This window comes from Thermophilibacter sp. (genome assembly GCF_966187215.1).
In genome coordinates, this window is record NZ_CBIFYV010000041.1 from 1 (window position 1) to 23,485 (window position 23,485).

26 protein-coding genes are annotated in these 23,485 nt (G+C 68.0%); 10 read left to right on the forward strand and 16 right to left on the reverse strand.

Annotation, left to right across the window (positions count from 1 at the left end; translation table 11 throughout):
- Nucleotides 1–31: 31 nt before the first annotated feature.
- The gene (locus ACWTSU_RS03650; RefSeq protein WP_455138520.1) at nucleotides 32–451 is read right to left on the reverse strand and encodes a peptide deformylase; all 420 of its coding nucleotides are present in this window, start codon (nucleotides 449–451) and stop codon (nucleotides 32–34) included.
- A gap of 393 nt (nucleotides 452–844) precedes the next feature.
- Here ACWTSU_RS03650 and ACWTSU_RS03655 point away from each other — a divergent pair, with 393 nt between their 5' ends.
- Nucleotides 845–1,420 carry a tRNA (cytidine(34)-2'-O)-methyltransferase gene (locus ACWTSU_RS03655; protein ID WP_455138521.1) on the forward strand — a complete coding sequence of 192 codons (576 nt, stop codon included), beginning with the start codon at nucleotides 845–847 and terminating at the stop codon, nucleotides 1,418–1,420.
- Between the two features lie 6 nt (nucleotides 1,421–1,426).
- Here the strand turns inward: ACWTSU_RS03655 and ACWTSU_RS03660 are convergent, their stop codons facing one another.
- Nucleotides 1,427–1,939, reverse strand: a complete 513-nt coding sequence (locus ACWTSU_RS03660) for a pyridoxamine 5'-phosphate oxidase family protein (RefSeq protein WP_455138522.1) — start codon at nucleotides 1,937–1,939, stop codon at nucleotides 1,427–1,429.
- Nucleotides 1,940–1,952: 13 nt separating this feature from the next.
- Nucleotides 1,953–2,963, reverse strand: coding sequence for a DUF389 domain-containing protein (locus ACWTSU_RS03665; RefSeq protein ID WP_455138523.1), 1,011 nt, complete (start codon nucleotides 2,961–2,963; stop codon nucleotides 1,953–1,955).
- Nucleotides 2,964–3,142: 179 nt separating this feature from the next.
- Here ACWTSU_RS03665 and ACWTSU_RS03670 point away from each other — a divergent pair, with 179 nt between their 5' ends.
- Complete coding sequence (locus ACWTSU_RS03670) at nucleotides 3,143–3,739, forward strand: flavodoxin family protein (protein WP_455138524.1); 597 nt, start codon at nucleotides 3,143–3,145, stop codon at nucleotides 3,737–3,739.
- Nucleotides 3,740–4,037: 298 nt separating this feature from the next.
- Here the strand turns inward: ACWTSU_RS03670 and ACWTSU_RS03675 are convergent, their stop codons facing one another.
- The 3 genes from ACWTSU_RS03675 to ACWTSU_RS03685 form a co-directional block, all read right to left on the reverse strand.
- Nucleotides 4,038–4,427, reverse strand: coding sequence for a DUF5655 domain-containing protein (locus tag ACWTSU_RS03675; protein ID WP_455138525.1), 390 nt, complete (start codon nucleotides 4,425–4,427; stop codon nucleotides 4,038–4,040).
- A gap of 63 nt (nucleotides 4,428–4,490) precedes the next feature.
- A complete protein-coding gene (locus tag ACWTSU_RS03680; protein WP_455138526.1) occupies nucleotides 4,491–5,342 on the reverse strand; it encodes a patatin-like phospholipase family protein in 852 nt (283 codons plus the stop codon).
- Between the two features lie 66 nt (nucleotides 5,343–5,408).
- On the reverse strand, nucleotides 5,409–6,215 hold the full coding sequence (locus ACWTSU_RS03685) for a 4Fe-4S binding protein (protein WP_455138527.1): 807 nt from the start codon (nucleotides 6,213–6,215) through the stop codon (nucleotides 5,409–5,411).
- A gap of 141 nt (nucleotides 6,216–6,356) precedes the next feature.
- Between ACWTSU_RS03685 and ACWTSU_RS03690 the strand changes: the two genes are divergently transcribed.
- Nucleotides 6,357–6,797, forward strand: coding sequence for an Rrf2 family transcriptional regulator (locus ACWTSU_RS03690; RefSeq protein ID WP_455138528.1), 441 nt, complete (start codon nucleotides 6,357–6,359; stop codon nucleotides 6,795–6,797).
- 28 nt (nucleotides 6,798–6,825) lie between these two features.
- On the opposite strand, the gene ACWTSU_RS03695 is transcribed toward ACWTSU_RS03690, so the two are convergent.
- Together ACWTSU_RS03695 and ACWTSU_RS03700 are read right to left on the reverse strand one after the other, a co-directional pair.
- Nucleotides 6,826–7,740 (reverse strand): SIR2 family NAD-dependent protein deacylase, encoded by a 915-nt coding sequence (locus ACWTSU_RS03695; protein ID WP_455138529.1) that lies wholly within the window; start codon nucleotides 7,738–7,740, stop codon nucleotides 6,826–6,828.
- Nucleotides 7,737–8,552 carry a protein-ADP-ribose hydrolase gene (locus tag ACWTSU_RS03700; RefSeq protein WP_455138530.1) on the reverse strand — a complete coding sequence of 272 codons (816 nt, stop codon included), beginning with the start codon at nucleotides 8,550–8,552 and terminating at the stop codon, nucleotides 7,737–7,739. The genes ACWTSU_RS03695 and ACWTSU_RS03700 overlap by 4 nt, the downstream gene beginning before the upstream one ends.
- Nucleotides 8,553–8,683: 131 nt before the next feature.
- On the opposite strand from ACWTSU_RS03700, the gene ACWTSU_RS03705 reads away from it, so the two are divergent.
- The 4 genes from ACWTSU_RS03705 to ACWTSU_RS03720 all read left to right on the forward strand — a co-directional run bounded on the left by ACWTSU_RS03705 (nucleotide 8,684) and on the right by ACWTSU_RS03720 (nucleotide 12,183).
- A complete protein-coding gene (locus tag ACWTSU_RS03705) occupies nucleotides 8,684–9,052 on the forward strand; it encodes a winged helix-turn-helix transcriptional regulator (protein ID WP_455138531.1) in 369 nt (122 codons plus the stop codon).
- Nucleotides 9,053–9,189: 137 nt separating this feature from the next.
- Entirely contained in the window at nucleotides 9,190–9,831 is a 642-nt protein-coding gene (locus ACWTSU_RS03710) for a 4Fe-4S binding protein (protein ID WP_455138532.1), read from the forward strand.
- Nucleotides 9,832–11,373 carry an ABC transporter permease/substrate-binding protein gene (locus ACWTSU_RS03715; RefSeq protein WP_455138533.1) on the forward strand — a complete coding sequence of 514 codons (1,542 nt, stop codon included), beginning with the start codon at nucleotides 9,832–9,834 and terminating at the stop codon, nucleotides 11,371–11,373.
- Nucleotides 11,374–11,385: 12 nt separating this feature from the next.
- Nucleotides 11,386–12,183, forward strand: a complete 798-nt coding sequence (locus ACWTSU_RS03720; RefSeq protein ID WP_455138534.1) for an ATP-binding cassette domain-containing protein — start codon at nucleotides 11,386–11,388, stop codon at nucleotides 12,181–12,183.
- On the opposite strand, the gene ACWTSU_RS03725 is transcribed toward ACWTSU_RS03720, so the two are convergent.
- The 4 genes from ACWTSU_RS03725 to ACWTSU_RS03740 all read right to left on the reverse strand — a co-directional run bounded on the left by ACWTSU_RS03725 (nucleotide 12,180) and on the right by ACWTSU_RS03740 (nucleotide 15,912).
- Nucleotides 12,180–12,857, reverse strand: a complete 678-nt coding sequence (locus ACWTSU_RS03725; protein WP_455138535.1) for an alpha/beta hydrolase-fold protein — start codon at nucleotides 12,855–12,857, stop codon at nucleotides 12,180–12,182. The two genes, ACWTSU_RS03720 and ACWTSU_RS03725, sit on opposite strands and share 4 nt — an antisense overlap.
- Nucleotides 12,858–12,877: 20 nt before the next feature.
- Nucleotides 12,878–13,780, reverse strand: coding sequence for a DUF5131 family protein (locus ACWTSU_RS03730; protein WP_455138536.1), 903 nt, complete (start codon nucleotides 13,778–13,780; stop codon nucleotides 12,878–12,880).
- Between the two features lie 290 nt (nucleotides 13,781–14,070).
- Complete coding sequence (locus tag ACWTSU_RS03735; RefSeq protein ID WP_455138537.1) at nucleotides 14,071–14,949, reverse strand: aldo/keto reductase; 879 nt, start codon at nucleotides 14,947–14,949, stop codon at nucleotides 14,071–14,073.
- Nucleotides 14,950–15,054: 105 nt separating this feature from the next.
- Nucleotides 15,055–15,912: an aldo/keto reductase gene (locus tag ACWTSU_RS03740; protein WP_455138538.1), complete on the reverse strand. Its 858-nt coding sequence runs from the start codon at nucleotides 15,910–15,912 to the stop codon at nucleotides 15,055–15,057.
- 132 nt (nucleotides 15,913–16,044) lie between these two features.
- On the opposite strand from ACWTSU_RS03740, the gene ACWTSU_RS03745 reads away from it, so the two are divergent.
- A complete protein-coding gene (locus ACWTSU_RS03745) occupies nucleotides 16,045–16,914 on the forward strand; it encodes a LysR family transcriptional regulator (protein WP_455138539.1) in 870 nt (289 codons plus the stop codon).
- A 41-nt stretch (nucleotides 16,915–16,955) separates the two neighbouring features.
- Nucleotides 16,956–17,648, forward strand: coding sequence for a DNA alkylation repair protein (locus tag ACWTSU_RS03750; RefSeq protein WP_455138540.1), 693 nt, complete (start codon nucleotides 16,956–16,958; stop codon nucleotides 17,646–17,648).
- 31 nt (nucleotides 17,649–17,679) lie between these two features.
- Here the strand turns inward: ACWTSU_RS03750 and ACWTSU_RS03755 are convergent, their stop codons facing one another.
- The 4 genes from ACWTSU_RS03755 to ACWTSU_RS03770 all read right to left on the reverse strand — a co-directional run bounded on the left by ACWTSU_RS03755 (nucleotide 17,680) and on the right by ACWTSU_RS03770 (nucleotide 21,959).
- Nucleotides 17,680–18,792 carry an aldo/keto reductase gene (locus ACWTSU_RS03755; RefSeq protein ID WP_455138541.1) on the reverse strand — a complete coding sequence of 371 codons (1,113 nt, stop codon included), beginning with the start codon at nucleotides 18,790–18,792 and terminating at the stop codon, nucleotides 17,680–17,682.
- A gap of 92 nt (nucleotides 18,793–18,884) precedes the next feature.
- Nucleotides 18,885–19,880: an aldo/keto reductase gene (locus ACWTSU_RS03760; RefSeq protein ID WP_455138542.1), complete on the reverse strand. Its 996-nt coding sequence runs from the start codon at nucleotides 19,878–19,880 to the stop codon at nucleotides 18,885–18,887.
- A 229-nt stretch (nucleotides 19,881–20,109) separates the two neighbouring features.
- Complete coding sequence (locus ACWTSU_RS03765; protein WP_455138543.1) at nucleotides 20,110–21,015, reverse strand: NADase-type glycan-binding domain-containing protein; 906 nt, start codon at nucleotides 21,013–21,015, stop codon at nucleotides 20,110–20,112.
- Nucleotides 21,016–21,122: 107 nt separating this feature from the next.
- Nucleotides 21,123–21,959 carry an SDR family oxidoreductase gene (locus ACWTSU_RS03770; RefSeq protein WP_455138544.1) on the reverse strand — a complete coding sequence of 279 codons (837 nt, stop codon included), beginning with the start codon at nucleotides 21,957–21,959 and terminating at the stop codon, nucleotides 21,123–21,125.
- A 551-nt stretch (nucleotides 21,960–22,510) separates the two neighbouring features.
- On the opposite strand from ACWTSU_RS03770, the gene ACWTSU_RS03775 reads away from it, so the two are divergent.
- Nucleotides 22,511–23,431, forward strand: coding sequence for a LysR family transcriptional regulator (locus ACWTSU_RS03775; protein WP_455138545.1), 921 nt, complete (start codon nucleotides 22,511–22,513; stop codon nucleotides 23,429–23,431).
- The last annotated feature ends 54 nt before the right edge of the window (nucleotides 23,432–23,485 follow it).

A 23,485-nucleotide genomic window follows, 5' to 3' on the forward strand; every position in this document is an offset into this window, starting at 1 on the left:
GAACCCCCCTCCACACAACCGGGACCGGCCTCTAAATCAGCTTGCCCTTGCAGTGATCGACCATTGGCGGGATCATCTGTGCGTTCCAGCCGGTGTAGTCGCGCCGACGAGCCGTGAGCTGGCCGGCGACGAGCTCGTCGAAGGCGACCTTGATCTTGGCGAAGCGGGTCACGCGCGTGACCTCCTCGTGGGTGAGGCAGCTCTCCTCGACCTTGGCGCCGCCGAGCCCCATGAGCACCTTGGGGTTGTACATGACGTGCGTGGCGCCGTCATCGTCCTGGTAGGCGATGACGGCCTTGGTCACGCCGATCTGGTTGGCCGCCAGGCAGACCGCGTCGTCGATGGCCTCCAGGGTGTCGACGAGATCCGCGGCGACGGCGGCGTCCTCGGCGGTCGCGGGCTCGCACGGCGTGGAGAGGATGGCCTCGTCCTGCACCAGGTCCTTGATCATGGGGTTCCTTTCGGTCGAGTTCTCAGCTCCGGCTAGTATAGCGGTGAGCGCAGCAGCGGCTCGGGCACACCGCCTTCTGGGAGAGTGGGCGGCACGCCCATGTGCAATAGGGCCCCTTCTTACACAAACGCGAGAGCGTATGTGCAAAACAACGTTTTCTTACACGAGGTCTTCGGCCCTTGTTCAGTGTCCAATTTATTTAATTTCATTCTGACCTGCGCGTTTGCGAAGTATCTCTTGTGCGCCCCTCGCCAAGGAGCTGCAGATTGCCCCTAACCCCGTGTAAGAAATCGCCTTATTGCACACGAGCGCCGTATATTGTGTAACGAAGCGCGCTATTGCGCATGTTTTTGGCCAGAAGGACAAGCCGGGGGTCGGGAGGGCCTGCACCTTATGTTCAACGTCGTGCTCGTGGCGCCGGAGATTCCGGCCAATACGGGAAACATCGGGCGGACCTGCGTGGTCACCGGCGCGCGCCTGCACCTCGTGGAGCCGCTCGGGTTCTCCCTCGACGAGCGCGCCCTGCGCCGCGCGGGACTGGGCTACTGGCAGAGCCTCGACGTCACGGTGCACAGAAGCTGGGACGCCTTTCTTGCCGCCGCCGGCCCCGACGCCCGCCTTCACCTGCTCACCAAGAAGGCGCGCCGCACCTACGCGGAGGCGCGCTACGAGGACGGCGACTACCTCGTCTTTGGCTGCGAGAGCGTCGGCCTCCCCGAGGAGCTGCTCGCTGCGCACCCCGCGTGCTGCGAGCGCATCCCGATGCTGCCCGACGCCGCCTCGATCCGCAACGCGGACATATGGAGCGCCCCGGACGCGCGTCCCGACCACGCGGCGCTGCTGCGTCCGGACGTCTGCGGGAACTTCGTGGACCCGGAGGACTGGCGCATCAGCGCGCTCAACCTCTCGAACGCCGCCGCCGTCGTGCTCTACGAGGCCCTGCGCCAAACCGGGTTCCCGGGCATGTGAGGCACGTCACACCAGCTCGATGCACTGCTTCCCCGTGACGCGCTCGAGTGCGACGTCCAGGATCGCCACGCGCGCGAAGAAGCGCTGGATCTCGGCGTCGACAGCGTCAGCGGAGAGCTCGGGCGCGTACTTCTCCGCCAGGGTGACGAGCGCGGCGCGCCGGGACTCGTCGCCCTCAACCAGTCGCGCGCGCCCGAAGGCGATGACGCTGCGGAAGTAGGTGGTGAGCTTCTCGGGGACCACGTCGGCGCGGTCGATCACGCAGGCGCTCACGCGCGCGTCGGCGGCCACGGCATCGAGCTTGGCGCCGGTCGGCGCGCAGTGCACGAGCAGGTGGCCGAGCACCCCGGCCTCGGCCTCCCCCGCCGGCACGTAGGCGTAGTTGACGGGAACGGCGTACGGGAAGCCGTCCGTTGCCTCGCTGCCTGCGAGCGCGAGCACGCACTCGCGGCCCCGCTCCAGAACCTCTCGGCACGTCCTCTCGTCAAGCTGCTGCTTCGACCTGCGCATCACCCTCATGTCGTCCTCCCGTTCAGTCCCGCTCCGCGCCCGACGCCACGCGAAGCTCCTCCGCCACCGAGACCGAGACGCCCGCGAACTCCACGTCCGCGTCGCCCAGCTCCGTGGCGAGCTTCTCGACGTCCGGCTCGGTGCCCGATCCGGCCACCTGCACGTAGATCTCGTCGCCGTCCACGGAGATCGACGTCACACGATACCCCGTGTCGGCCACCCATGTCGCGGTCACGTCCCGCACCCGACGCGTGCGCTCGTTTGACCGCACGACACCCATGCTCACGTCCATGAACACCAGCACGAGCGCGAGCGCGGCCATGGCGACGAGCGCGTACCACGCGGCGCGCATGTCGCTCGCGGGGGCGGACTCCCGGCGCGGCACGAGGCCCATGAGCAGGTAGACCACCGCCCCCATCACCTGGATGGCCACGAAGTTCGCCACGAACAGCAGAAACGCGCCGCGCGCGGCGTCCGGGGCGCCCTCGTAGATTCCCGCACCCACCACGCACAGCGGTGGAACGATGGCGGCGGAGATGGCCACGCCGGGCAGCGCGTCGGGGATGTCGCGACGCATCGAGGCGAGCGCGGCCATGAAGCCGGCCGCGAGCGCGATGACCAGGTCGACGAGGCGCGGCGACACGCGCGCGAGCACCTGTGTGTTGGCATCCATGTCGGCGGCAACGGGGATGAGCGCCGTCACGCCGATGGAGATCGCGACCACGATCGCCATGCCGAGCAGCACGATCCCCAGCGTGCGGAACACGTCGCGCGGACGTCCCAGCGCCGTGGCGAGCGCGCACCCGAGCATCGGCGACATGAGCGGCGCGAGGAGCATGGCGCCGATGATCGTGGTCGCCGAGTCGGCCGCGATGCCCGCCGTGGCCACCACCGTCGCCGCGACCAGGCGCAGGAAGAACATCGAGTACTGGCGCAGCGGGTCGTCGACGACCACGAAGGTCGAGCGCATGGCGCCCTCGAGCACCTCCGCGTCGAGCTCCCCGCCCAGAAGAATGCGTGACAGAGCCGTCATGGGTACCTCCTCACGCCCATTCTAGGGTGAGGGGACCGCGACGCGCCACCGGGGTGCGGGCCAGTCAACCTCGGTCTGGAACGCCACACGGACCCTCTCGCGGGCCCCGGGACCTCTTGGCTCCCCTACAATGGCCCCGGGGCGCGGGGGGCACCCCGATGGAACAGCCGGGAGGGCACATGAAGAACATCCTCGTCATCCAGGGCGGCGGGAGGCCGCGCGGCAGCACGTCGCAGCTCGTGGAGAGCTTCGCGCGGGGCGCGCGTGACGCCGGCCACCAGGTGGAGGTCGTCTCACTCATCAAGAACGAGGTTCGGGGCTGCCTGGGCTGCAACGCCTGCCGCTACGGCAAGCCCTGCGTGCAGAAGGATGCCTTCAACGACATCGCGCCCAAGGTGCTTGCCGCCGACCTGCTCGTCATCGCCGCGCCGCTCTATTACTGGACCTTCCCGGCGCGGATCAAGGCCTTTGTCGAGCGCTACTACTGCATCGCGCAGCCGGACCCCAACCCGCCGTACGGCCGCTACGAGAAGTACGACGTGCGTGACTGCGCCCTGCTCATGACCGCCGCCGATGACTACTTCTGGACCTTCGAGCTAGCCGTGAACTACTACCGCCAGGTCTTCATCAACTACATTGGCTACCACGACCGCGGCATGTACCTCGCCGGCGGCTGCGGCGACACCGACGGCGGCCCGCAGATCGACAAGACCGACCACCTGGAGCGCGTCTACGAGTTCGGACGCAACGTCTACGCTGACGGGGAATTGGAATAGCGACAACGCCAGATTGTGTGAAGGCCGCCGCTGTCGGGCGTGGCCGTGTTCTGCAAGATTTGCTCCCTGGTGCGATTCCCGAGCGTCCCTGATGCAAGATTTGCCCGCTAGTGCGACGCCCCTTTGTCCGAAGAGGCGCACATAGTTATGAAACTTATGTTCGTTCCTGCGGAAACGTGCCTCGGGATGTCAGGTCGCCCCGAAAACGCTTCGCAATAGCGGGCAAATCTTGAATTCATGGCGAATAGCTTCGCAATAGCAGCCATTTCTTGCAACTACGACTGCGAGACCGACGCCCCTACTTGCGCAGCGAGAAGTCGTAGGCGGCAAGGACCCAGCCCATAAGCTCGTCGTCAATCTCCTCGGGACGGGTGACGAGCACATGGTGCGTCCACCGGTTGGGATAGGGCTCGGTCGCCACGGCGACGCGCGGATGGTCCAGCCGCCGCTCCAGACCGAACGTGACCATGAGGCACGGGTCCGGCCAGTCGCGTTTGCGGCGCAGGGGCAGTGACGCGCAGGCGAAGTTGTACCGATTCGAGAAGGTGACCTGCGTCTTCTGCACACGGATGGTAAGCGGACCACGCGGTTCGCACGCCTCGCGGACGCGGTCCTCGAAGACCCGATAGACCGGCAGCATCTCGGGAGCCGGCGAGAAGAGCCGGACGAGCTCGTCATCGTGGTCCATATGCACCCCCATTAGATCCTTCGCCAGCCGCCTATGTGGAAAAGGGACTGTCCCTTTTCCACGTCATGCGGCGAGAAACACGCTGATGGCCGCCCCGTCATCGTAGCCCTTGTGGTAGAGCCTATCGAGCGCGTCATGGTCACGGGTCAGGGTGTCCACGCCGCAGGTGTCGTCCGGGGAGACAATGAGAACGCGCCCCTCCCGCGCAAGCCGCTCGGCAAACTCCACGCCCTCGTTGTAGCGCCGCGCGCGGTCGCAGAGCGCCTCCGCCGCGCGGGGGTGCCGATGACGGATGAGCCGAGCGATCTTCTCGTCGCGCTCGGGCGTGCGACGCACGCGCTCTGGCTTGGTGAGCACCACCACGATTCTCTCGCACCCCAGCTCAAGGGCCTTTGCCACCGGGACGGGGTCGCCGAGCGCGCCGTCGAAGCACTCCCGGCCGCGCACCGGGTACGGCCGGCACGCAAGCGGCAGCGCCGAGGACGCCTTGAGGATGTCGTAGTCGTCCTGCGCCATGTCGGACTTGTCAAAGTAGACGGGTGCGCCGGTCTCGGCGTCGGTGGCGACGACGTAGAGCTCCATGGAGCTGTCGCGCAGGGCGGGATAGTCCACGGGGTCCTCGCCGTCGGAGTTGCTGAGCGTGCCGTAGACGTAGTCCAGCCCCACTACGGAGTGGCGCGCGGTGCCGCGCAGGAGGTTCGCCACGCTCAGGTACTCCGGGCGAAACGCATAGTCGGTGTAGAAGCGGTAGTTGCGCCCGCGCTGGCCGGCGGCGTACGAGGTCAGGTTGGCGCTTCCCGCTGAGACGCCGATGCCGACGTCAAAGCGGACGCCCTCGTCCATGCAGCGGTCGAAGACGCCCGCCGCGTAGATGCCGCGCAGGCCTCCGCCCACGTCGATGACCCCGGTCCTCATGATGGCCTCCCGTCCCCAAAGCGAGGAGGGGCCCTCGGGGCCCCTCCGCGTTGCCTCATGCCCGGCTCATGCCAGGAAGAGCTCGTTTCCCTTCCGGTCGGCGCAGGCCTTCTTGAGCGCCGCGCCCGCGGCCGCGAGCATCACCTTGCTGACGGAGCGCGCGCCGTGCGGGCAGACCGACACGCAGCGCATGCAGGAGATGCAGCGCTTGGCGTCCACCTTGCGGCAGTCGGAGGGGTCGATGGCCTGGACGGGGCAGAGGCGCGCGCAGGTCCCGCAGTTGACGCACGAGCGCGTGGCCTTGGGGACCATGCCAGCACCGCCGGCCTTCTTGTAGGGGCGGTTGCCGGGCAGGCTCGGCGCCGAGGGGACCTCGCCGGGAGCGAGCTGGGAGACCCGCTCGGCGATCTTGTCCGCAAAGCCCTGGAGCTCCTGGAGGTCCGCGTCGTCCGGGCGCCCGGCCGCGATCTCGCGGACGATGGAGTGCTCCGCCACGGCCGCGACGGCAGCGACGGGCGAGAAGCCCGCGGCCTTGGCCACGTCCTCCAGCTCCACGAGCGTGTCCTCGTAGGCACGGTTGCCGTAGACGCACACGAGCACGGCCCGCGCGCCGTTGCCCGCCACGCGCGCGAGGCGCTCCGACGCGGTCTTGGGAACGCGACCGCCGTAGGACGGAACGGCGATGACCGCCAGGTCGGAGGCATCGAGGGTGGCGAGGCTCCCCTCGGCGGGGGCCTTCTCGGCCGCGGGGTCGGCCAAGTCGACCGAGCTGGGCGCGGGCTCCCCCAGGCGCTCCGCCAGCCTCTCCGCCACCGCGTCGGCGACGCGCTGCGTGCCGCCCGTCGGACTAAAGACGACTCTCACCACGGCCATGCTCGACCATCTCCCGTCATCTGTAACTTTTGCCATTACAGTTAGCATGCTAGGGCGTCCCAGATGTAAAATCAAGGGCGACAGAGAGCCCGCGGCGCCGCATCCGCCGCGGGCGCCATCGGCTCTGGCGGGAGGCGGCGCGTGCAAATCAGCATGAGGTGCTCGGTGGCGGTGCACTGCCTCGTCTTCATCAGCGAGACGGCCGGCACGACGCGCGTGACGAGCACGTTGCTCTCAAAGAGCACCGGCTGCAACCCCGCCACCATCCGCTCGATCATGAGCGCGCTCAAGAAGGCGGGCCTCGTGCGCTCGGCGCGCGGCGGCGTGGGCGGGACCACGCTCGCGCGGGACCCGGCCGACGTCACGCTCTACGACGTCTACCACGCCGTGGACCCCGGGGGCCTCAACGAGCTCATTCGCGTCCACGACTGCGCGGGGCGCACCTGCCCCGTGGCGCGCAACATCGCCGCCGTGCTGGCCGAGCCCTACCGCCAGATCGCCGACGCCGCGCGCGACGCCATGCGCCGGGTCACGCTGGCGCAGCTCATCGAGAGCTACCACCGCGAGCTCGCCGCGGGGTGACGGGAGGTCGGGGCACGCGGCGGCCCCGTCAGCCGAGCAGCGCCCCCAGCACGTCCGCGATGTCGGCATCCACGCAGATCGAGCGGTCGGCGATCTCCGCCGGCGCGAAGGCCTCGCCGAGGTTGAGGCACGCGTAGATGGCACGCGGACTTCTTGCCGCCGTCTGCCAGAAGGGGTACTTGATGATGCCCGGCGTGTTGCCGCCCACGCCCAGCTCGAGCAGCAGGACGCGCCCGCCCTCGTGCGCGCGCAGCCACGCCTGGTAGCGCGCGGCCGCCGCGTGCCAGCCCGCGTCCTCCACGAAGGTGTCGTCGCAGCGCAGGTTCATCGTCATCGGTCGGTCGCAGCGAGGACAGCGGGGCACCAGCTCGCTCGGCACGCGCATCGCGGGCGCCGCGCCGGCCGGCGGCGACAGGAGCTCGCCCTTTTCGCCGATTGAGAGGCCCTGTGCCTCGATCATGGCCCTGACCTGCGTCTCGTTGTCGTACGTCGCCTGGTGGCACGGTTCGCCGCACTGCCAGAGGCCCATGTCGCCCTGCGTGTAGAAGAGGCGGCGCCTGTCGAAGCCCGCCATCTGGAACTGGTGGTCCACGTTGGTGGTGAGGACGAAGTAGTCGCGCCCGCGCACAAGCTCGAGCAGTTGCCGGTAGACGGGACGCGGCGCCTCGACGTAGCGGTTGACCTGAATCTGCCGGCTCCACCAGGCCCAGTGGGTCTCGAGGTCCGGGAAGGGATAGAATCCGCCCGAGTAGATGTCGCGGATGCCGAAGCGCGCCGCGAAGTCCGAGAAGTACCTGTGGAAGCGCTCGCCGGAATAGCTGAGGCCCGCGGCGGTGGAGAGGCCGGCGCCCGCGCCGAGCAGGACGGCATCGGCCGCCCCGAGCGCCTCGCGCAGGCGTGTGACCTGCTCCTCGTTTGTCCGCGTCACACATGCTGTCATCATCGCTCGTCCTCCCCCAGAAGCTCTCTGTAGATGGCGAGGTCCTCGTCCGTGAACACGTCAAAGACCGCGCGCGAGACGGACGTGGCGCCCGCCCGCTCGTCGAGAAACGCGCGGACCTCGCGCACGGCGACGCGCGCCGCCTCGCGCCGCGGGAAGCGGAACTCGCCGGTCGAGACGCAGCAGAAGGCGATCGTACGCAGGCCGCGGGCGTCAGCGAGCTCCAGGCACGACCGGTAGCACGCGGCCAGGTCGGCGCGGTCGCGCGCGGTGGGCTCGGGGCCGCACACGATGGGACCCACGGTGTGAATGACGTGAGACGCCGGAAGGTTGTAACCGCGCGTGATCTTGGCGTGCCCGGCGGGCTCCTCGTGGCCCTGCGCGCGCATGAGAGCCGCGCACTCATCGCGCAGCTGCAGGCCGACGGCGCTGTGAATCGCGTTGTCGATGCAGCCATGGCACGGAACAAAGCACCCGAGCAGCGCGGCGTTGGCCGCGTTGACGATGGCGTCGGCCGCGAGGCGCGCGATGTCACCCTGCCAGACGACGAGGCGCCGGTCGGCGACTGTGGGCGACAGGTCCGCGACGTCCACCACGCCCCTCTCGGCGCGCTCGGCGGACAGCAGCTCGTCCTGCGCGGCCCAGTACGCGTCCGGCAGCGGGCGGCCCGGCGCGCGCACGTTCATGAGGCTGCGCAGCAGTCGCCGGCGCGCGGCCGCGTCCCCGGACGGGAACGCAGCGGCTTGCGCGCGGTACTCCGGCATGTCGTCGAGCAGCAGCTCGACGCAGCACTCGACCAGCTCTTCTCGTGTCACGGCACCCTCCCCTGCGTCTTTTGTCGGCGTCAGTATGCGACGCGCTGAGTCATGCGGGAAGTAGGCACTTTGTTGTGCTATAAGTTCCCGTGAGAAACCATTGGGCCCACGCCCGTCAGGAAGGAGCCATCATGTCCGCACCGACCGCCGAGACGCTGCCCGCCTGCCCCGTGGAGACCACGCTCACCCTCATTCGCGACAAGTGGACCGTGCTGGTGCTGCGCGAGCTGCTCCCCGGCACCAAGCGCTTCGGTGAGCTCAAGCGGTCGCTGGGACACGTCTCGCAGAAGGTGCTCACGGCGCGTCTGCGCGAGATGGAGGAAAGCGGGCTGGTCACGCGCACCGTCTACGCCGAGGTGCCGCCACGCGTGGAGTACGCGCTCACGGAGCTGGGGCGGAGCCTGCAGCCGGTGCTCAGCGCGATGTGGGACTGGGGCTGCGGCTACCAGCACGCAGTTGATCCCGCGCGCCCGGACGCGCTCACCAAGCCGTGGGAGTAGATAACGAGGTCCATCCCACTTTCGGCTGTATTAGTTACCTGTAGGTACCTACCGCACTTTAAAGTGCTTACTTTTCACAAGAAACCCAACCACCGATGATGGGCTCATCGAGAAGAGCCACGTCATCGGAGGTATCCATGAGCGACAGCCCTATCACCGCGCAGTCGTGCCTCGACCTGCTGCGCCAGATTCGCGACGTCTCGTTTGCCACGGTGGACGAGAAGAGCGCGCCGCAGATCCGCATCATCGACGTCATGCTCGCCGAGCCGGGCGCCATCATTTTCTGCACGGCGCGCGGCAAGGACTTCTACCGCCAGCTCGTCACAGACGGGCGCGTGGCGGTCGCCGCGCTGAGCGACGACTTCAAGATGGTCCGCCTCCAGGGCCGGGCGCGGCGCCTGTCGGACGCCGAACAGCGCGTCTGGATCGACAGAATCTTTGACGCCAATCCATCCATGAACGACGTCTACCCCGGCGAGACGCGCTACGTGCTGGAGGCCTTTGCGCTCGACAACGGTGAGATCGAGCTCTTTGACCTGGGCGTGAGCCCCATCGATCGCCACAGCTTCACCTTGGGCGACGCCGCGCCGGCGCTCCGCGGCTTTCAGGTCACGAGCGCCTGCGTCGGCTGCGGCACCTGCGCGCGCGTCTGCCCGCAGCAGTGCGTCAGCGCGGGCGCGCCCGGGGAGCCCTACCGCATCGACCAGGACCACTGCCTGCACTGCGGCCTCTGCGCCGAGAGGTGCCCCGTGCAGGCCATCGCACGAAGGGATGCGTAAATGATCAACGACGTCATCCAGCTTCTCACTAGCCGCGCCGACTTCTTCGCGGGTCTCCTCGTCGAGCACCTGCAGATCTCGTTTGCGGCCATCGCCATCGCCATCGTGATCGGCGGCATTGCGGGCATCCTCATCAGCGAGTTCACCCACGCCGCCAAGCCCACGCTCGCCGTGGTGAACCTCCTCTACACCATCCCGTCCATCAGCATGCTGGGCTTCCTCATCCCGTTCACGGGCGTGGGCGACGCCACGGCGATCATCGCGCTCACGGTCTACGCGCTTTTGCCCATGGTCCGCAACACCCACACGGGCCTTGCCACCATCGACCCGGCCATCCTGGAGGCGGCCCGTGGCATGGGCAGCACGCGCTGGCAAATCCTCGTGAAGATCAAGCTGCCGCTGGCACGGCCGGTCATCATGAACGGCATCCGCAGCATGGTCACCATGACCATCGCGCTCGCGGGCATCGCGTCGTTCATCGGCGCGGGCGGCCTGGGCGTGGCCATCTACCGCGGCATCACCACCAACAACGCTGCCATGACCATCGCCGGCAGTCTCATCATCGCCGTGCTCGCGCTCGTGGTGGACCTGGTCCTGGGCGTGGTCGAGAAGCGCATGCAGCTGCGCAGCGCTCAGGCGCGCCGCCACAACCGCATCGCCGCGCTCGTCGCGATGGCGGCCTGCATCGTGGCCGCCGTGGCGTCAATCCTTCCCGCGCCTGCCTCCGCCGTCATCCACGTGGCCACCAAACCCATGACTGAGCAGTACATCATGGGCGAGGCCCTGAAGCTGCTTATCGAGCAGGACACCAACCTTTCCGTGGGGCTCACGGAGGGCGTGGGCGGCGGTACGTCCAACATCCAGCCCGCCATGGAATCCGGCGAGTTCGACCTCTACCCCGAGTACACCGGCACCGCCTGGAACGAGGTGCTGGGCGAGACGGGCGTCTACGGCGAGGACCAGTTCGGCACGCTGGAGCAGCGCTACGCCGATGACTACGACATGAGCTGGGTCGGCATGTACGGCTTCAACAACACCTACGGCCTCGTGGTGCGCCGCGAGGTGGCCGAGCGGTACGGCATCGAGACCTTCTCCGACCTCGCCGCCGTGGCTCCGCAGCTCACCTTTGGCGCCGAGTACGACTTCTTCGAGCGCGAGGACGGCTACGACGCGCTGTGCGCGACGTACGGCCTGAGCTTCGGCAACACCATGGACCTGGACATCGGCCTCAAGTACCAGGCGCTTGCGCAGGGCCAGATCGACGTCATGGTGATCTTCACCACCGACGGCCAGCTCTCCGCCGCCGACGCCGTGGTGCTCGAGGACGACAAGGGCTTCTTCCCGTCCTACCTCTGCGGCAACGTGGTCCGCAACGAGGTGCTGGATGAGCACCCAGAGCTGCGCTCCGTGCTGGAGCAGCTCGACGGCACCATCACCGATGCCGACATGGCGCAGATGAACTACGAGGTGGAGACCGAGGGCGCCGAGCCCGCCGACGTGGCGCGGGACTACCTCGAGCGCGCCGGGCTTCTCGACAACTAGAAGGGAACGCACATGGACACGATCATCCAGTTCAGGGACGTCAGCAAGGCCTACGGGGACCACACGGTGCTCAGCCATTTCAACTGGAAGGTGGAACGCGGCGCGTTCGTGACAATCGTCGGCGCGTCGGGCGGCGGCAAGACCACCGTGCTCAAGATGGTGAACGGGCTCATCGCGCCGGACGCCGGGCAGGTCCTGGTGAACGGCCGGGACATCGCCGGGATGGACCTGGTCGAGCTGCGGCGATCCATCGGCTACGCCATCCAGGGCAGCGTGCTCTTCCCGCACATGACGGTCGAGCAGAACATCGCCTACGTGCCCAGCCTGCTCAACCGCCGCGACCGCGCGCGGACGGCGGCGGCCGTGGACAAGTGGATGGGCATCGTGGGGCTGGACCCGGCGCTACGCGGCCGCTACCCCGACGAGCTCTCCGGCGGCCAGGCGCAGCGCGTGGGCATCGCGCGAGCGCTGGCGGCTTCCCCGGACATCCTGCTGATGGACGAGCCGTTCGGCGCGGTTGACGAAATCACGCGCGGCCAGCTGCAGGAGGAGATCAAGCGCATCCACGCGGAGACGAGCATCACCGTGCTCTTCGTGACGCACGACGTCTCGGAGGCACTCAGGCTCGGCACGCGGGTGCTCGTGCTGGACGGCGGGGCCATCCAGCAGTACGCCAAGCCCGCCGAGCTTCTCGCCCACCCCGCCACCGACTTCGTCCGCAGGCTCGTGGCGCGCGAGCGCCGGGCGTGCCACCTGCCCGACGACCAGCTCGCCGACTGCGCGTTCAGCGGCGCCGCGGCGGAACTCTAGTCGACCGCGAGCAGAAACGCGTCGAGCGCGGCGAGGCCGGCGGCCAGGCGCTCGGTGTGATGCTGCATGTGGTTGCCCGGGCCCAGCACGTAGTCGACCGCGCAGCCGCGCTCGCGGCAGACCCGCACGCACTCCTCCGTATCGCCCTGGACGCTCCGCATGACGCGCGGCCCCGCCTTGCACTCCTTCTTGCCCAGCGAGAAGTACGCGTAGCGGCCCGCACCGGGAAACGCCCGCTCACGCAGGTGGTCAATCCACCCCTCGTACCAGAGCGACCCCGAGAGGCACGCGCACGCGGCGAAACGCACGTCCTGCGCGAACGCGTAGAGCGAAAAGAGCCCGCCGAGCGAGTACCCGCAGATGGCGCGACGCGCGGGGGTTAGACCGTTGCGCGACTCCAGCGCGGGGATCGCCTCACACGTGAGCTCCGCCAACGTTTCCGCCGCGCGCCCGCCGAAGTCCTTCTCGCCCTCCCGCAGGCCCGGCGCCGGCCAGGGCGTGAGGCTGTCGCCCCAGTCGCGTACCGGGACGCGCGCCACGTTCGCCGCGAGCCCGTGCGCGGCGCCGGCCACGTCAAACGGGTGCTCCGGCAGGTCGATCACGTAGACGACCGGCGCCGCCAGCCCTCCCGTCCCGGGGACGACCTCCGCACGTTCGCTGTCAACGTATCTCATCGCGCCATCCCTTCCGTCCGTCACCCGCAGCGTCCGCAGTCGGAGCAGCCGTTGCAGATGAGCCGCTGGCCGCAGGTCGCACAACGCTCGCGGAAGTGCGGCTGATAGAGCTCCTCGTCGGGGATGGGCAGGCCGAGCGCGTCGGTGAGGCGCCATTCGATTGGGCGGCCCCGGAAGCTCACGCCCGACTTGAACGCCTGCTCGCTCTGTAGACGGTGATCGCGCAAGTGATACGTGCGCCCGTCCTTCACGAAGACCGTCCCCGTCTCGGTGAACGCGAAGGTGACGTCGTGCGCGCGGCACTGCTCCGCGAGCAGCCGCACCCAGTCGAAGTCGCACGGGCGGGCGCCGTCGTAGTTCTCGCCGCCGCAGATGACCTGCTCGATGCCGCAGCCACGGACGTCGGGACCGCCGGCGTCCCCTTCCGCGAGGTACCGCTCGAGGTCAACCCGCCCGATGAGCGGCGCGCACATGACGCCCTTGTGGCGCCCCGGCGTGGCGAGAAGCGCCGGGACGCGCTCGTCCGCGCAGCGCTGGTTCTCACAGGTGACATTGAGCATGACGTTGGGCCAGCCCTCGCCCCAGTCGTCCGGCAGGCGCGCGGCGAAGCGCTCGGGCCGCTTGGTGAGAAGCCAGAACCTGACGTCGGGGCGCCGGCGCATGACGTCCCAGGCCTCCTCGCGCCAGGGATCCGCCTCCTCGACGAAGAAGTCCGAGGTCATGCACACGCGGATGAGCTCGCCGGGGCGCACCTTGAGCGAGCCGTCGCGCGAGCGCGCGAGCGGATACCGGAAGCCGACCTTGTTGCGGCGAACCACCGAGCCGTCGAGCCCGCGCCAGCGGTCCATCGTGAACATGTAGCAGTTGGCACAGCCCTCGCTCGCCTTTCGGCACCCGTGCCACGGGTTCCAGATGTCGTGCACGGGCACCTCCCTCAGACAGGACAATGGGGACGGAGGTCATTGTCAACCCTCCGTCCCTATTGTCACTCCTCGCGCGCGAGGCCTACGGCGCGTAGGCGTCATTGCCGGTTATGTACACACCCGACGGTTATGTACACCGCCACCTCTTTTTATCGCCGGAGATTCCTGAAAACCGCAGTTCAGAGACGTGGCAAAAGAGCGTGGGCGACGCGATGGTGTACATAACCGGACGGGGTGTACATAATCGGACGGGGTGTACATAACCGGACGGATAACGAAGCCCGACGCCCCTAGTACAGCGGCGCGCCACCGAGCTGCTGCTGGTGCACGAGGTCGCCGAGCAGCCACTTGACCGTGGCCACGTCAAAGTGGTCGAAGATCCGCGGGAACGACGGGTCCTCGAGGCCGGCCACCTGCGCCATGTCCTCGTCGGTGAGCTCGAAGTCGAAGACGTCGAGGTTCTGCTCCATGCGGTCGCGGTGCGCAGACTTGGGGATCACGATCACGTCGCGCTGCAGCAGCGAGCGCAGCACCACCTGCGCGGGCGTCTTGCCGTACTTCTCGCCCACCGCGGCGAGCACGGAGTTCTGGAAGATGCCCCGTGCGCCCTCGGCGAACGGCGCCCAGGCCTCGTGCGCCACGCCCAGGTCGACCATGACGTCGTGGGCCTTGCGCTGCGGGCGGAAGGGGTGCGTCTCGACCTGATTGACCGCCGGCGGCACCTCGGCAAGGCAGCAGAGGTCCACGAGGCGCTCGGGGTAGCAGTTGGAGACACCGATCGCGCGGACCTTGCCGGCACGATAGGCCTCCTCGAGTGCGCGCCAGGCGCCGGTGTAGTCGCCCATCATCTGGTGCAGCAGCATGAGGTCCACGTAGTCGGTGCCCAGGGCGCGCAGGGTCTCGTCGAGGGAGGCCTTGGCGCGCTCGCAGCACATGTTGGAGACCCAGACCTTGCTCGTGATGAAGACCTCGTCGCGCGGGATGCCGCTCTTGGCCACCGCGGCGCCCACGCCCTCCTCGTTGCCGTAGGCCTGGGCGGTGTCGATGAGGCGGTAGCCCAGCTGGAGCGCCTCGGTCACGCAGCGCTCGGTGTCCTCGGGCGGGGTCTGGTAGACGCCGTAGCCGAGCATCGGCATCTCGACGCCGTTGTTGAGCGTCTTGTACATCATGCAAATCACTCCCATCCGTGTCACGTCCCAAAATGGGACAGGAGAAAACTGGGACATACGAGCTGTGTCCCAGTTTTCTCCTGTCCCCTTTTGGGGCACTCGCTGCTAGATCTGCTTGCTGTAGTCGTTGTGCGCGAGCACGAAGTCGGGCGCGTCCTCGGGCACCACGTAGTAGGCGTGCTGCGGAATCGCGTTCACGCGCGCCATCTCGTCGTCGGAAAGCTCGAAGCCGAACACGTCGATGTTCTGGCGCAGGTGCTCAGGGCTCAGCGTCTTGGGGAAGACCACGTCACCCTCCTGCAGGGCCCAGCGCACGATGACCTGCGCCACAGACACCCCGTGCGCCCGCGCGATCTCCACGAGCGTCGGCTCCTCCATGAGGCCCTTGTCGCCGTGGCCGAAGGGGTACCAGCCCTCCAGCGTCACGTCACCGAGGCCCATCCCGGCGAACCGCTCCTTAAGCTCGTGCTGGTTCCAGTAGGGGTTGATCTCGACCTGCAGGACCGCGGGCTTGATCGTGGCAACCTCCATGACCTCGACGGTCTTGTGCACGGGGAAGTTGGAGAGGCCGATCGAGCGAACCTTGCCGGCAGCCACCGCGTCCTCGAGCGCGCGCCAGGCCTCGGTGTAGGCGCCGTAGGGCTGGTGGAGCAGCAGCAGGTCAAGGTAGTCGGTGCCCAGGCGCTCGAGCGTGGCGTCGATGTCCGGGCCGCACTGGTCGTACGGGTAGCTCTGCGGGAAGAGCTTGGAGGTGACAAAGAGCTCCTCGCGCGGCACACCGGAGTCGCGTAGCGCCCGGCCGAGCGCGACCTCGTTGAAGTAGGCGTTCGCGGTGTCGAAGTGGCGGTAGCCCGCCCCGACGGCCTTGGGCACCATCCGCGCGATCTCCTCGCCGTTCATCATGTAGACGCCGTAGCCTACCTGCGGAATCCGGTGGCCGTCGTTCAGCGTGACGTAGTTCACGGAAGCCTCCTCGAATCGTTGAAACTGTTGCTTTCTGTGCATAGTTTTGCTCGCTATACTGCAGCTGTAAAATGCAATTCAATGAGTAGATAATGCGCTCTATGCATAAGCGAGAAGGACCGGAGGAGGGCGATGGAGCTCGAGCAGATGAGACAGCTCGACGCGATCGAGCGCGCGGGCACGATGACCGCCGCCGCGCGCCGGCTGCACGTGTCCCAGCCGGCGCTCAGCCGCTCGGTGCAGAGGCTTGAGGCCGAGCTCGGGCAGCCGCTCCTGGACCGAGCGGGCCGCCGCGTGACGCTCAACGACGCCGGGCGCGTGGCCGTTGACTGGGCGCGCCAGATCCTGCGCGACGAGCGGCTCATGCGCGAGGCGGTGGTCGCCGCGGGCACACGGGCCCGCACCCTGCACGTGGGGACGGTCGCGCCCGCGCCGCTCTGGCGCCTCACGAGCCTCATGGTGGAGCGCCTGCCGGAGGAAACGCTCACCTCGGAGACCCTCACGGATGACGACGTACTGCGCGGTCTCGCAGACGGCACGCTCGACCTGGGAATCGTTGCCGAGAAGCCCCTGGCTGGCAACGATGCCCCGCAGACGCGCGGGCTTCTCGCCTGCGAGCTCATGCGCGAGAACCTCTCGGTGGCGCTGCCGCCCAACCACCCGCTCGCCGCCCGACGAAGCGTCGCCGCGGCCGACCTCGACGGTCAGACGTTCCTCATCCTCACCGACATCGGCGTCTGGCGCGATGCCGTGGACGCCGCCCTGCCGCACGCCACCCTCATCGAGCAGCGCGACCGCAGTGTCTTCTCGCAGCTCGCCCGGACCACGCCGCACTGCGTCTTCACCACCGACGCCCCCTATCTGGATGCGCAGGCGCCGGGACGGGCCATCGTACCCGTTGACGAGGCGTGGGCGCATCTGACGTTCTGGCTCGTCGTGCGCGCCGATACGCGCGGCGAGACCCGCCAGCTCTTCGACTGGGTCCGTGCGCGGGCAGCATAGCGGACTATGCGAGAATGTCACCGCAGGCGAAGGGAGGCCCCGTGATCAGAGATGAGCTCGCCGAGCTGGCGGATCCCGCCTACCGCGACTTCCAGGCGCCGCTCGTTCCCACGGTGGACCCGGCGCGCATCCTGGGCGTCCGCATGCCGGCGCTGCGTCGCTACGCCCGCGACCTCGCGCGACTTCGCCCTGACGAGGCCCGGGCCTTTCTCGCCGAGCCGCTTCCGCATAAGACCTACGACGAGATGAACCTCCACGGCGAGCTCGTGGGGCTGCTCGCCGGCTCGCCCGACGAGGCGTTCGACCTGCTCGACGCGTTTCTCCCCCACGTGGACAACTGGGCCACGTGCGACCTCGTCCGCGTGCCCGCCTTCCGCCGCGACCTGCCGGCCGTGCTGGAGAAGATCCGCGCGTGGGCGGCAGCCGAGCCCGAGTACGTGGTCCGCTTCGCCGTGACGCAGCTGATGGAGCTCTTCCTGGGCGACGCCTTCGAGCCGGAGCAGCTGGGTATCGTGGCGGGCATCCGGCGACCCGAGTACTACGTCAACATGGCGCGCGCCTGGTACCTCGCCACGGCGCTGGTCAAGCAGCCCGCGGCCACGCTGCCGCTCTTTGAGGCGCGACCGATCGCGCTGGACGCGTGGACGCACAACAAGGCGCTCCAGAAGGCGCGCGAGAGCCGCCGCGCCACGCCGGAGCAGAGGACGTACCTGCAGTCGCTCAAGGTGCGGTAGGAGCCGGCGCCCCGCTGGGAAAAACGACCCCTCAGGCCCCGAAGCGCGCCGCGATCTCGCGCATGCGCACGACCTGGTCGACCCCGAAGGGGCAGCGGCTATTGCAGTGGCCGCAGCCCACGCAGTCGCCGGCGTGACGGTCGAGCTTGGCGTAGTGGTCGGCGGCCAATACGTCCCCGACGAGCGCGAGGTCGTAGTACTTGTTGACCAGACCCACGTTGATGCCCACGGGGCACGGCGCGCAGTGGTTGCAGTAGACGCACCGGCCGGCCACGCCCTCGGGCGCCAGCCCGCTCAGCACCGAATAGTCCTTCTCGGCAGCCGACGCGTCAAAGAAGCCGAGCAGCTCGCGCAGGTCGGCGCGGTCGCGCACGCCCGGGACCACGCACACCACACCCGGCGTGTCGAGCGCGTACTGCAGACACTGGCAACGCGTGAGCGCGCGGCCGAACGGTGACTGCGCGGCGTCGAGCAGTTGGCCGCCGGCGAACGCCTTCATCACGGTGATGCCCACGCCCTCGCTCTCACAGCGCTGGTAGAGGGCCTGGCGCTCGGCCGAGGTGCCTAGGCCGTAGTCCCCCTCGCCGTAGTCGTAGACCGGGTTCACGCTGAACATCATGAGGTCAATCTCGCCGAGGTCGAGCACGCGGTTGGCGAGCTCAGGGCTGTGCGTCGAGAGGCCGAGGTGGCGAACGACGCCCTGGTCGCGCAGGTCACGCAGGTGATCGAGCGCCCCCGAGCGCACGAAGGCGTCGAGGTCCTTGCCCTCATCGATGCAGTGGATGAACGCGAAGTCGATGTAGTCGGTGCCGAGCGTATCGAGCTCCCACGCCACCGAGCGCCGCATGTCCTCGAGGCGCGCCGTCCAGCCGTAGTCGCTCGTGGGCGTCCTATAGTCCGCGCCGTAGTGAACCTGGAACAGGAGCCCCTCGCGCGCGTGCGGCCCCAGCTCGCGCAGAGCGTCGGCGAGCGCCGAGAAGAGCGGCGCGTGCCCGGCGGCGAGGTCCATGAGGTTCACGCCGGCGCGCACGGCCTCGACGTAGGTGGCTACCGCCTCGTCATGCGGCGTGGCACCGAGCTGCGCGCCGCCCAGACCGATGACGCCGATCTTCTCGCCGCCGTGCGGCAGCTCGCGGTACTCCATCGTCTTCTCCGTTCGTGGTCGATACGTAACGTTTTGTCGCCCAGTATGCCCCATGCGTCACCCGCTCCCGGACGGCGCATGGCTCGACGCCGTTAGCCCCGGGCCGCGTGCCCGCCGAAGACGGCGAGGTCCATGCCGTCGAGGGCGGCGTCGATGCGCGCGACCTCATCAACCGTGAGCTCCACGTCCGCTGCGGCGAGGTTCTCGCGCAGGCGCTCCGGCTTTCGACTGCCCGGGATGGGCACGATCCACGGCTTCTTGCAGAGCATCCACGCGAGCGAGACCTGCGCCATCGTCGCGCCCTTCTCGTCAGCAAGCCCGGCGAGAAGGACGAGCGCCCCACGGTCCCTCTCGTAGCCCTCCACGGTGTACTGCGGCATGCCGTCGCGATAGTCCTGCTCGCCGCCAAACTGCGTCCGGGGCGAGTACGCACCGGTCAGAAAGCCGTTTGCCATCGGCGAGAAGGCCACGAGGGACACGCCCAGCTCCTCGAGCACGCCGAACAGCGACTCATGCCAGCGGGCGAGCATCGAGTAGCGGTTCTGCACCGCGGCCACCGGACACACAGCGTGCGCGCGGCGCAGGTAGTCCTCCGTCGCCTCGGAGATGCCCCACGCGCGGACCTTGCCCTCGGCGATGAGGTCCGCCATTACGGCCGCGACCTCCTCGGGCTCCACGTTGGGGTCAATGCGGTGCTGGTAGTAGAGGTCAACGTGGTCGGTGCGCAGGCGGCGCAGGCTCCCCTCGAGCGACGCGCGGATGGTCTCGGGGCGAGAGTCCGTCGCGAGCGTCTTGTCCGCGTTGTGCCGCACGCCGAACTTGGTGGCGATGACCACCTGGTCGCGCATCGGCGCCAGGGCCTCGCCCACCGCGTCCTCGTTGAAGCGCTCGACGCCGGCGGCGTCTCGGCCCACGTAGCACTCGGCCGTGTCGAAGAAGGTGTAGCCCATCTCGAAGGCCTCGCGAATCACACGCGCGGCGTCCGCCGTGGTGAGCGCGTCCCCGCTCGCGTGCGTGAGCCCCATGCAGCCCATGCCCACGGCCGAGACCTCGATGCCGCTCGTGCCCAGAACACGCCTGTCAGCCATGTCCTCCTCCGTCTCCGCCACGGTCCGCACCAACGAAACGCCCCTCTGGTTCTTTTCGCATATCAGTCTAGTATCGCTGCGGCTAATCTCATATTCATTTATCTCTATATATGAATAAGCGCTTCTAATGGATGGTTGCCCCTCGCCCCTGCATCCGGTCCGCCCGACGCTCCGCGGAACGCGTTCGTGACGGGCGGTGAGAGCGCGCGACCGCCCGGTGGAGGGACGCCTAGTAGAAGCTGAACTCCGAGATGACCGTGTCGTTGCATGCGGAGCCCGGGCGCGCCTCAAGGATCTCGACGCGCAGGTAGTCGGTGCGGTGCGTCTCCTCGCAGCTGAACGCCTGCATCTCGCGGCCGGGCGTGAGCGAGTCGTTCAGCGTGACGTCCATGTGCGCGCCATCGGAGAAGTGCACGCGGACCTTTGTCGGACAGGCGTTCTTCTCAAACAGCTCCTGCGACTTGGCGTATCCGGGGCAGATGGACACGCCGTGCACGTCCTGCGGCGAGCTGAAGTCAATCTGGAACCACTGCCCCTCGCCCGTTCCGTCCACACCCTCGGACCAGCCCGTCGAGAGGCTCCCGTCGATCAGGTTGTTCGGGCCGTAGTAGCTCGTGATGCTGTCGCCGGGGAGCACGGAGCTCGCCGTGACGTCCACGATGGCGGCCATGCCCAGGTCGGCCGTCTCGGACGGGGCATCGCCCTCGGGTTCCACGTCCTCGTCCCCGGGCTCGGCCGTCGTGGTGGGCTCGGCCGGCGCGTCGGGTTCGGCCGGCGCGTCGGGGGACGCAGGCTCGTCACCCGCGCTGCCGGAGTCATCCGGGTCCTCCGTCACCACCTCGGCGGAGTCGCCAGAAGACCCGGGCAGCGACAGACCCGGCCCCGCAACCCCCCAGATGACGAGCGCAACCGCCGCGAGCGCCACGACGCAGAGCACGATAGCCACGACGAGCAGGCTGCGGGAGCGACGAGGCTGCGGAGGCTGCTGGTCAGAGCGCTGCGTGGCGTAGTCCTCGGGCAGGCTGCACGCCTCTTTCTGTTCGAAGGCGTCTTCCTGGCCGGCCACGGGAGCGCCGCAGCTCGTGCAGAACTTCACCCCGTCGGGAATCACGGCTCCGCATTTGGTGCAAAACATCGCATGTTCCTCTCGCCCAAGGCCGCCGGGGCGCCGAGTCGCACGTCGCCCGACAAAAAGGGTAGCACACACCTTTTTTGTGCCCCGTCGGCCAAGGACCGGGACGCTTACGCCTTGGGCCTGAGCGGGCCGTAGAAGTAGCTCGCCGTAGCGCCACCGTCCACGAGGAAGTCCGCGCCCGTGATGAACGCGCCCTTGTCGCTCATGAGGAGCTCGGCCACGTTGGCCACCTCATCGGCGGTGCCGGGCCGTCCCGCCGGGCACTTGGCGAACATGTTCTTGTAGAAGTCGCCGCGCGGTCCGTTGAACTCGTCGATGGCAAGCGGCGTCACGATGATGCCGGGGCTGATCGAGTTGATGCGCGCGCCCTTCTCGCCCCAGCGCACGGACTCCATCATCACGCGCTTCTCGTTGCAGCGCTTGGCCAACTGATAGGCGTGGAGCGTGTCGCGGACGTTCTCGGGCTGGAGCAGCGGCAGGGCGAGAAGCTCCTCAGTGGGCGTGCAGGCGAGCTGCTCGTCCTCCTCGGGCGTGAGGGCAGGCATGCGGTGACCGGACTGGCTGGAGATCGTGACGCCCACGCCGCCGGGCTCGATGATGCGGCCGACCTCCTCGAGCAGGACCGCCGTACCGTAGAGGTCCACGTGCAGGATGGCCTCGATCGGAGCCTGGCTGGGGCTCACGCCCGCTCCGTTCACGAGCATCGTGACGGGTCCGAGCTCCTGCGCGCGGGCGATGAGCGCCTTGATGGACGCGCGGTCCGCAAGGTCCATCTCAACCGGCGTGACGTCGAAGCCTGCGTTGTTCATCGTGGTGGCGATGGCCTCGGCATTGGCCGGGCTCTTGTCGCCCATGACGATCTTCATGCCGGCGCCCATGCGCCGCGCGATGGCCATGGAGATCTGGCCCGCGCCCGTGACGATCATGACGTTCCTGGTTGCCATATGCGCTCCCTTCGTTATTGTTGACAGCTTTAGTGTATGATTCGTTCTGCTAATCGAATTATCGATATTTCTCAATTTATTATTAGAAATTCTAATCATAAGGATAGAAGGGAGCTGATCGTACCGGTCAAATGCACGCAGTTGCCCAAAACGCGTGCGATTGGGTCATAGATTTGATATAGAAACTTATCTGCACGTTATCTTTGGCGAGGAGGACTGTCGCGACCTGCGGAAACGTCAGTCGCGCTCTTCTCGCCAGTTCATGCAAGCGGCCAGTCATCCTCCGAATATCAAACCTGCCACCCACAAGGGGTGTGTTTCTCACAGATTTGGCTCGGGCGAGGACGCCCGGATGCAAAACCGCTCCTTCCGGTCAGCATGCCCGTGAAATATTCGAACTATCTGCATCGTTGGGAAACGCATGCCGTCGTCAGCCGTCGTCACACGAGCCCATTCGGCCTCGCAGCTGGCGCGAAGCCCCCGGCTTCTCATTCCCAAACGGATCAGGCGTGAGAAGGTTCCGTTTGCCTTGACAAGGGGAGCCGCCGGCTGTGAAAGTTGTCGCAGTGGACGAGGAGGACGATCCCATGCTGCTCCGACAGCTCGAATACTTTGCCGCCGTGGTCGATACCGGCAGCTTCACGCGCGCCGCCGAGCGCTGCTACATCTCGCAGTCCGCCGTGTCGCAGCAGGTCAAGGCCTTGGAGGAGGAACTGGGCTGCGAGCTTTTGCATCGCGAGGGCCGGCGCTTCTCGGTGACGCCGGCGGGTGAGGCCGTGCTCTCCGCGGCGCGCGACGTGCTCAACCGCGTGAGCCGCATGCGCTTCGAGGTGGAGCACGCGAATGGAGAAGGGCGCCGCGAGCTCACCGTGGGCTATCTCAGCCGCTATGGGAGCTGGGAGGTGCAGGGAGCCGTGGCCGCGTTCACGCTGCGCCACCCGGAGGTCGCGGTCACCGCGCGACCCGGCAGTCACGAGGACCTCTACGAGATGCTGCTCTCCGGTGCCGTCGACCTGGCCTTCAGCGACCGGCGCCGCGAGCTGTCCGACGAGTTCCAGAACGTGCCCCTCATGACCTGCCGCACCTTCGTGGAGGTCTCCGAGGCAAATCCGCTGGGAACGCGCGACGAGCTGAGCGTCTCCGAACTTGCGGACGTGCCGTGCATCCTCGTGGCCCACGGCGACGCCCGTGCCGCCGAGCGCGACTTCTACCGCGACACGCTCAACTTCTCCTGCCCGTTCCTCTTTGCCGAGACGCTCGACGAGGCGCACATGATGGTGGCCGGCAATCGCGGCTTCCTGCCCATCGAGTCGCACCGGAAGGCGCCGGCAGCGGGCGGCGTGATCCGCCACGTCCCGCTCGTGGGGCCCGCGGGCCAGCTCACGCGCGACTACTACGCCTTCTGGCCGAGCGCGCGCGGCAGCTGGATGCACCGCGAGTTCGCGAACATCCTCGCCGAGCTTCTCGCCTGACCCGGAAGAGGGCGGCCTGCTGACGCCCTGGCCAGCGAGAGGGGCATCTGTGTG

Excerpts from the sequence above, each read along its gene's own strand:
- ACWTSU_RS03650 (WP_455138520.1), bottom strand. The coding sequence starts at position 451 with ATGATCAAGGACCTGGTGCAGGACGAGGCCATCCTCTCCACGCCGTGC.
- ACWTSU_RS03655 (WP_455138521.1), top strand. The coding sequence starts at position 845 with ATGTTCAACGTCGTGCTCGTGGCGCCGGAGATTCCGGCCAATACGGGA.
- ACWTSU_RS03660 (WP_455138522.1), bottom strand. The coding sequence starts at position 1,939 with ATGAGGGTGATGCGCAGGTCGAAGCAGCAGCTTGACGAGAGGACGTGC.
- ACWTSU_RS03665 (WP_455138523.1), bottom strand. The coding sequence starts at position 2,963 with ATGACGGCTCTGTCACGCATTCTTCTGGGCGGGGAGCTCGACGCGGAG.
- ACWTSU_RS03670 (WP_455138524.1), top strand. The coding sequence starts at position 3,143 with ATGAAGAACATCCTCGTCATCCAGGGCGGCGGGAGGCCGCGCGGCAGC.
- ACWTSU_RS03675 (WP_455138525.1), bottom strand. The coding sequence starts at position 4,427 with ATGGACCACGATGACGAGCTCGTCCGGCTCTTCTCGCCGGCTCCCGAG.
- ACWTSU_RS03680 (WP_455138526.1), bottom strand. The coding sequence starts at position 5,342 with ATGAGGACCGGGGTCATCGACGTGGGCGGAGGCCTGCGCGGCATCTAC.
- ACWTSU_RS03685 (WP_455138527.1), bottom strand. The coding sequence starts at position 6,215 with ATGGCCGTGGTGAGAGTCGTCTTTAGTCCGACGGGCGGCACGCAGCGC.
- ACWTSU_RS03695 (WP_455138529.1), bottom strand. The coding sequence starts at position 7,740 with ATGATGACAGCATGTGTGACGCGGACAAACGAGGAGCAGGTCACACGC.
- ACWTSU_RS03705 (WP_455138531.1), top strand. The coding sequence starts at position 8,684 with ATGTCCGCACCGACCGCCGAGACGCTGCCCGCCTGCCCCGTGGAGACC.
- ACWTSU_RS03710 (WP_455138532.1), top strand. The coding sequence starts at position 9,190 with ATGAGCGACAGCCCTATCACCGCGCAGTCGTGCCTCGACCTGCTGCGC.
- ACWTSU_RS03715 (WP_455138533.1), top strand. The coding sequence starts at position 9,832 with ATGATCAACGACGTCATCCAGCTTCTCACTAGCCGCGCCGACTTCTTC.
- ACWTSU_RS03720 (WP_455138534.1), top strand. The coding sequence starts at position 11,386 with ATGGACACGATCATCCAGTTCAGGGACGTCAGCAAGGCCTACGGGGAC.
- ACWTSU_RS03725 (WP_455138535.1), bottom strand. The coding sequence starts at position 12,857 with ATGAGATACGTTGACAGCGAACGTGCGGAGGTCGTCCCCGGGACGGGA.
- ACWTSU_RS03735 (WP_455138537.1), bottom strand. The coding sequence starts at position 14,949 with ATGATGTACAAGACGCTCAACAACGGCGTCGAGATGCCGATGCTCGGC.
- ACWTSU_RS03745 (WP_455138539.1), top strand. The coding sequence starts at position 16,045 with ATGGAGCTCGAGCAGATGAGACAGCTCGACGCGATCGAGCGCGCGGGC.
- ACWTSU_RS03755 (WP_455138541.1), bottom strand. The coding sequence starts at position 18,792 with ATGGAGTACCGCGAGCTGCCGCACGGCGGCGAGAAGATCGGCGTCATC.
- ACWTSU_RS03760 (WP_455138542.1), bottom strand. The coding sequence starts at position 19,880 with ATGGCTGACAGGCGTGTTCTGGGCACGAGCGGCATCGAGGTCTCGGCC.
- ACWTSU_RS03765 (WP_455138543.1), bottom strand. The coding sequence starts at position 21,015 with ATGTTTTGCACCAAATGCGGAGCCGTGATTCCCGACGGGGTGAAGTTC.
- ACWTSU_RS03770 (WP_455138544.1), bottom strand. The coding sequence starts at position 21,959 with ATGGCAACCAGGAACGTCATGATCGTCACGGGCGCGGGCCAGATCTCC.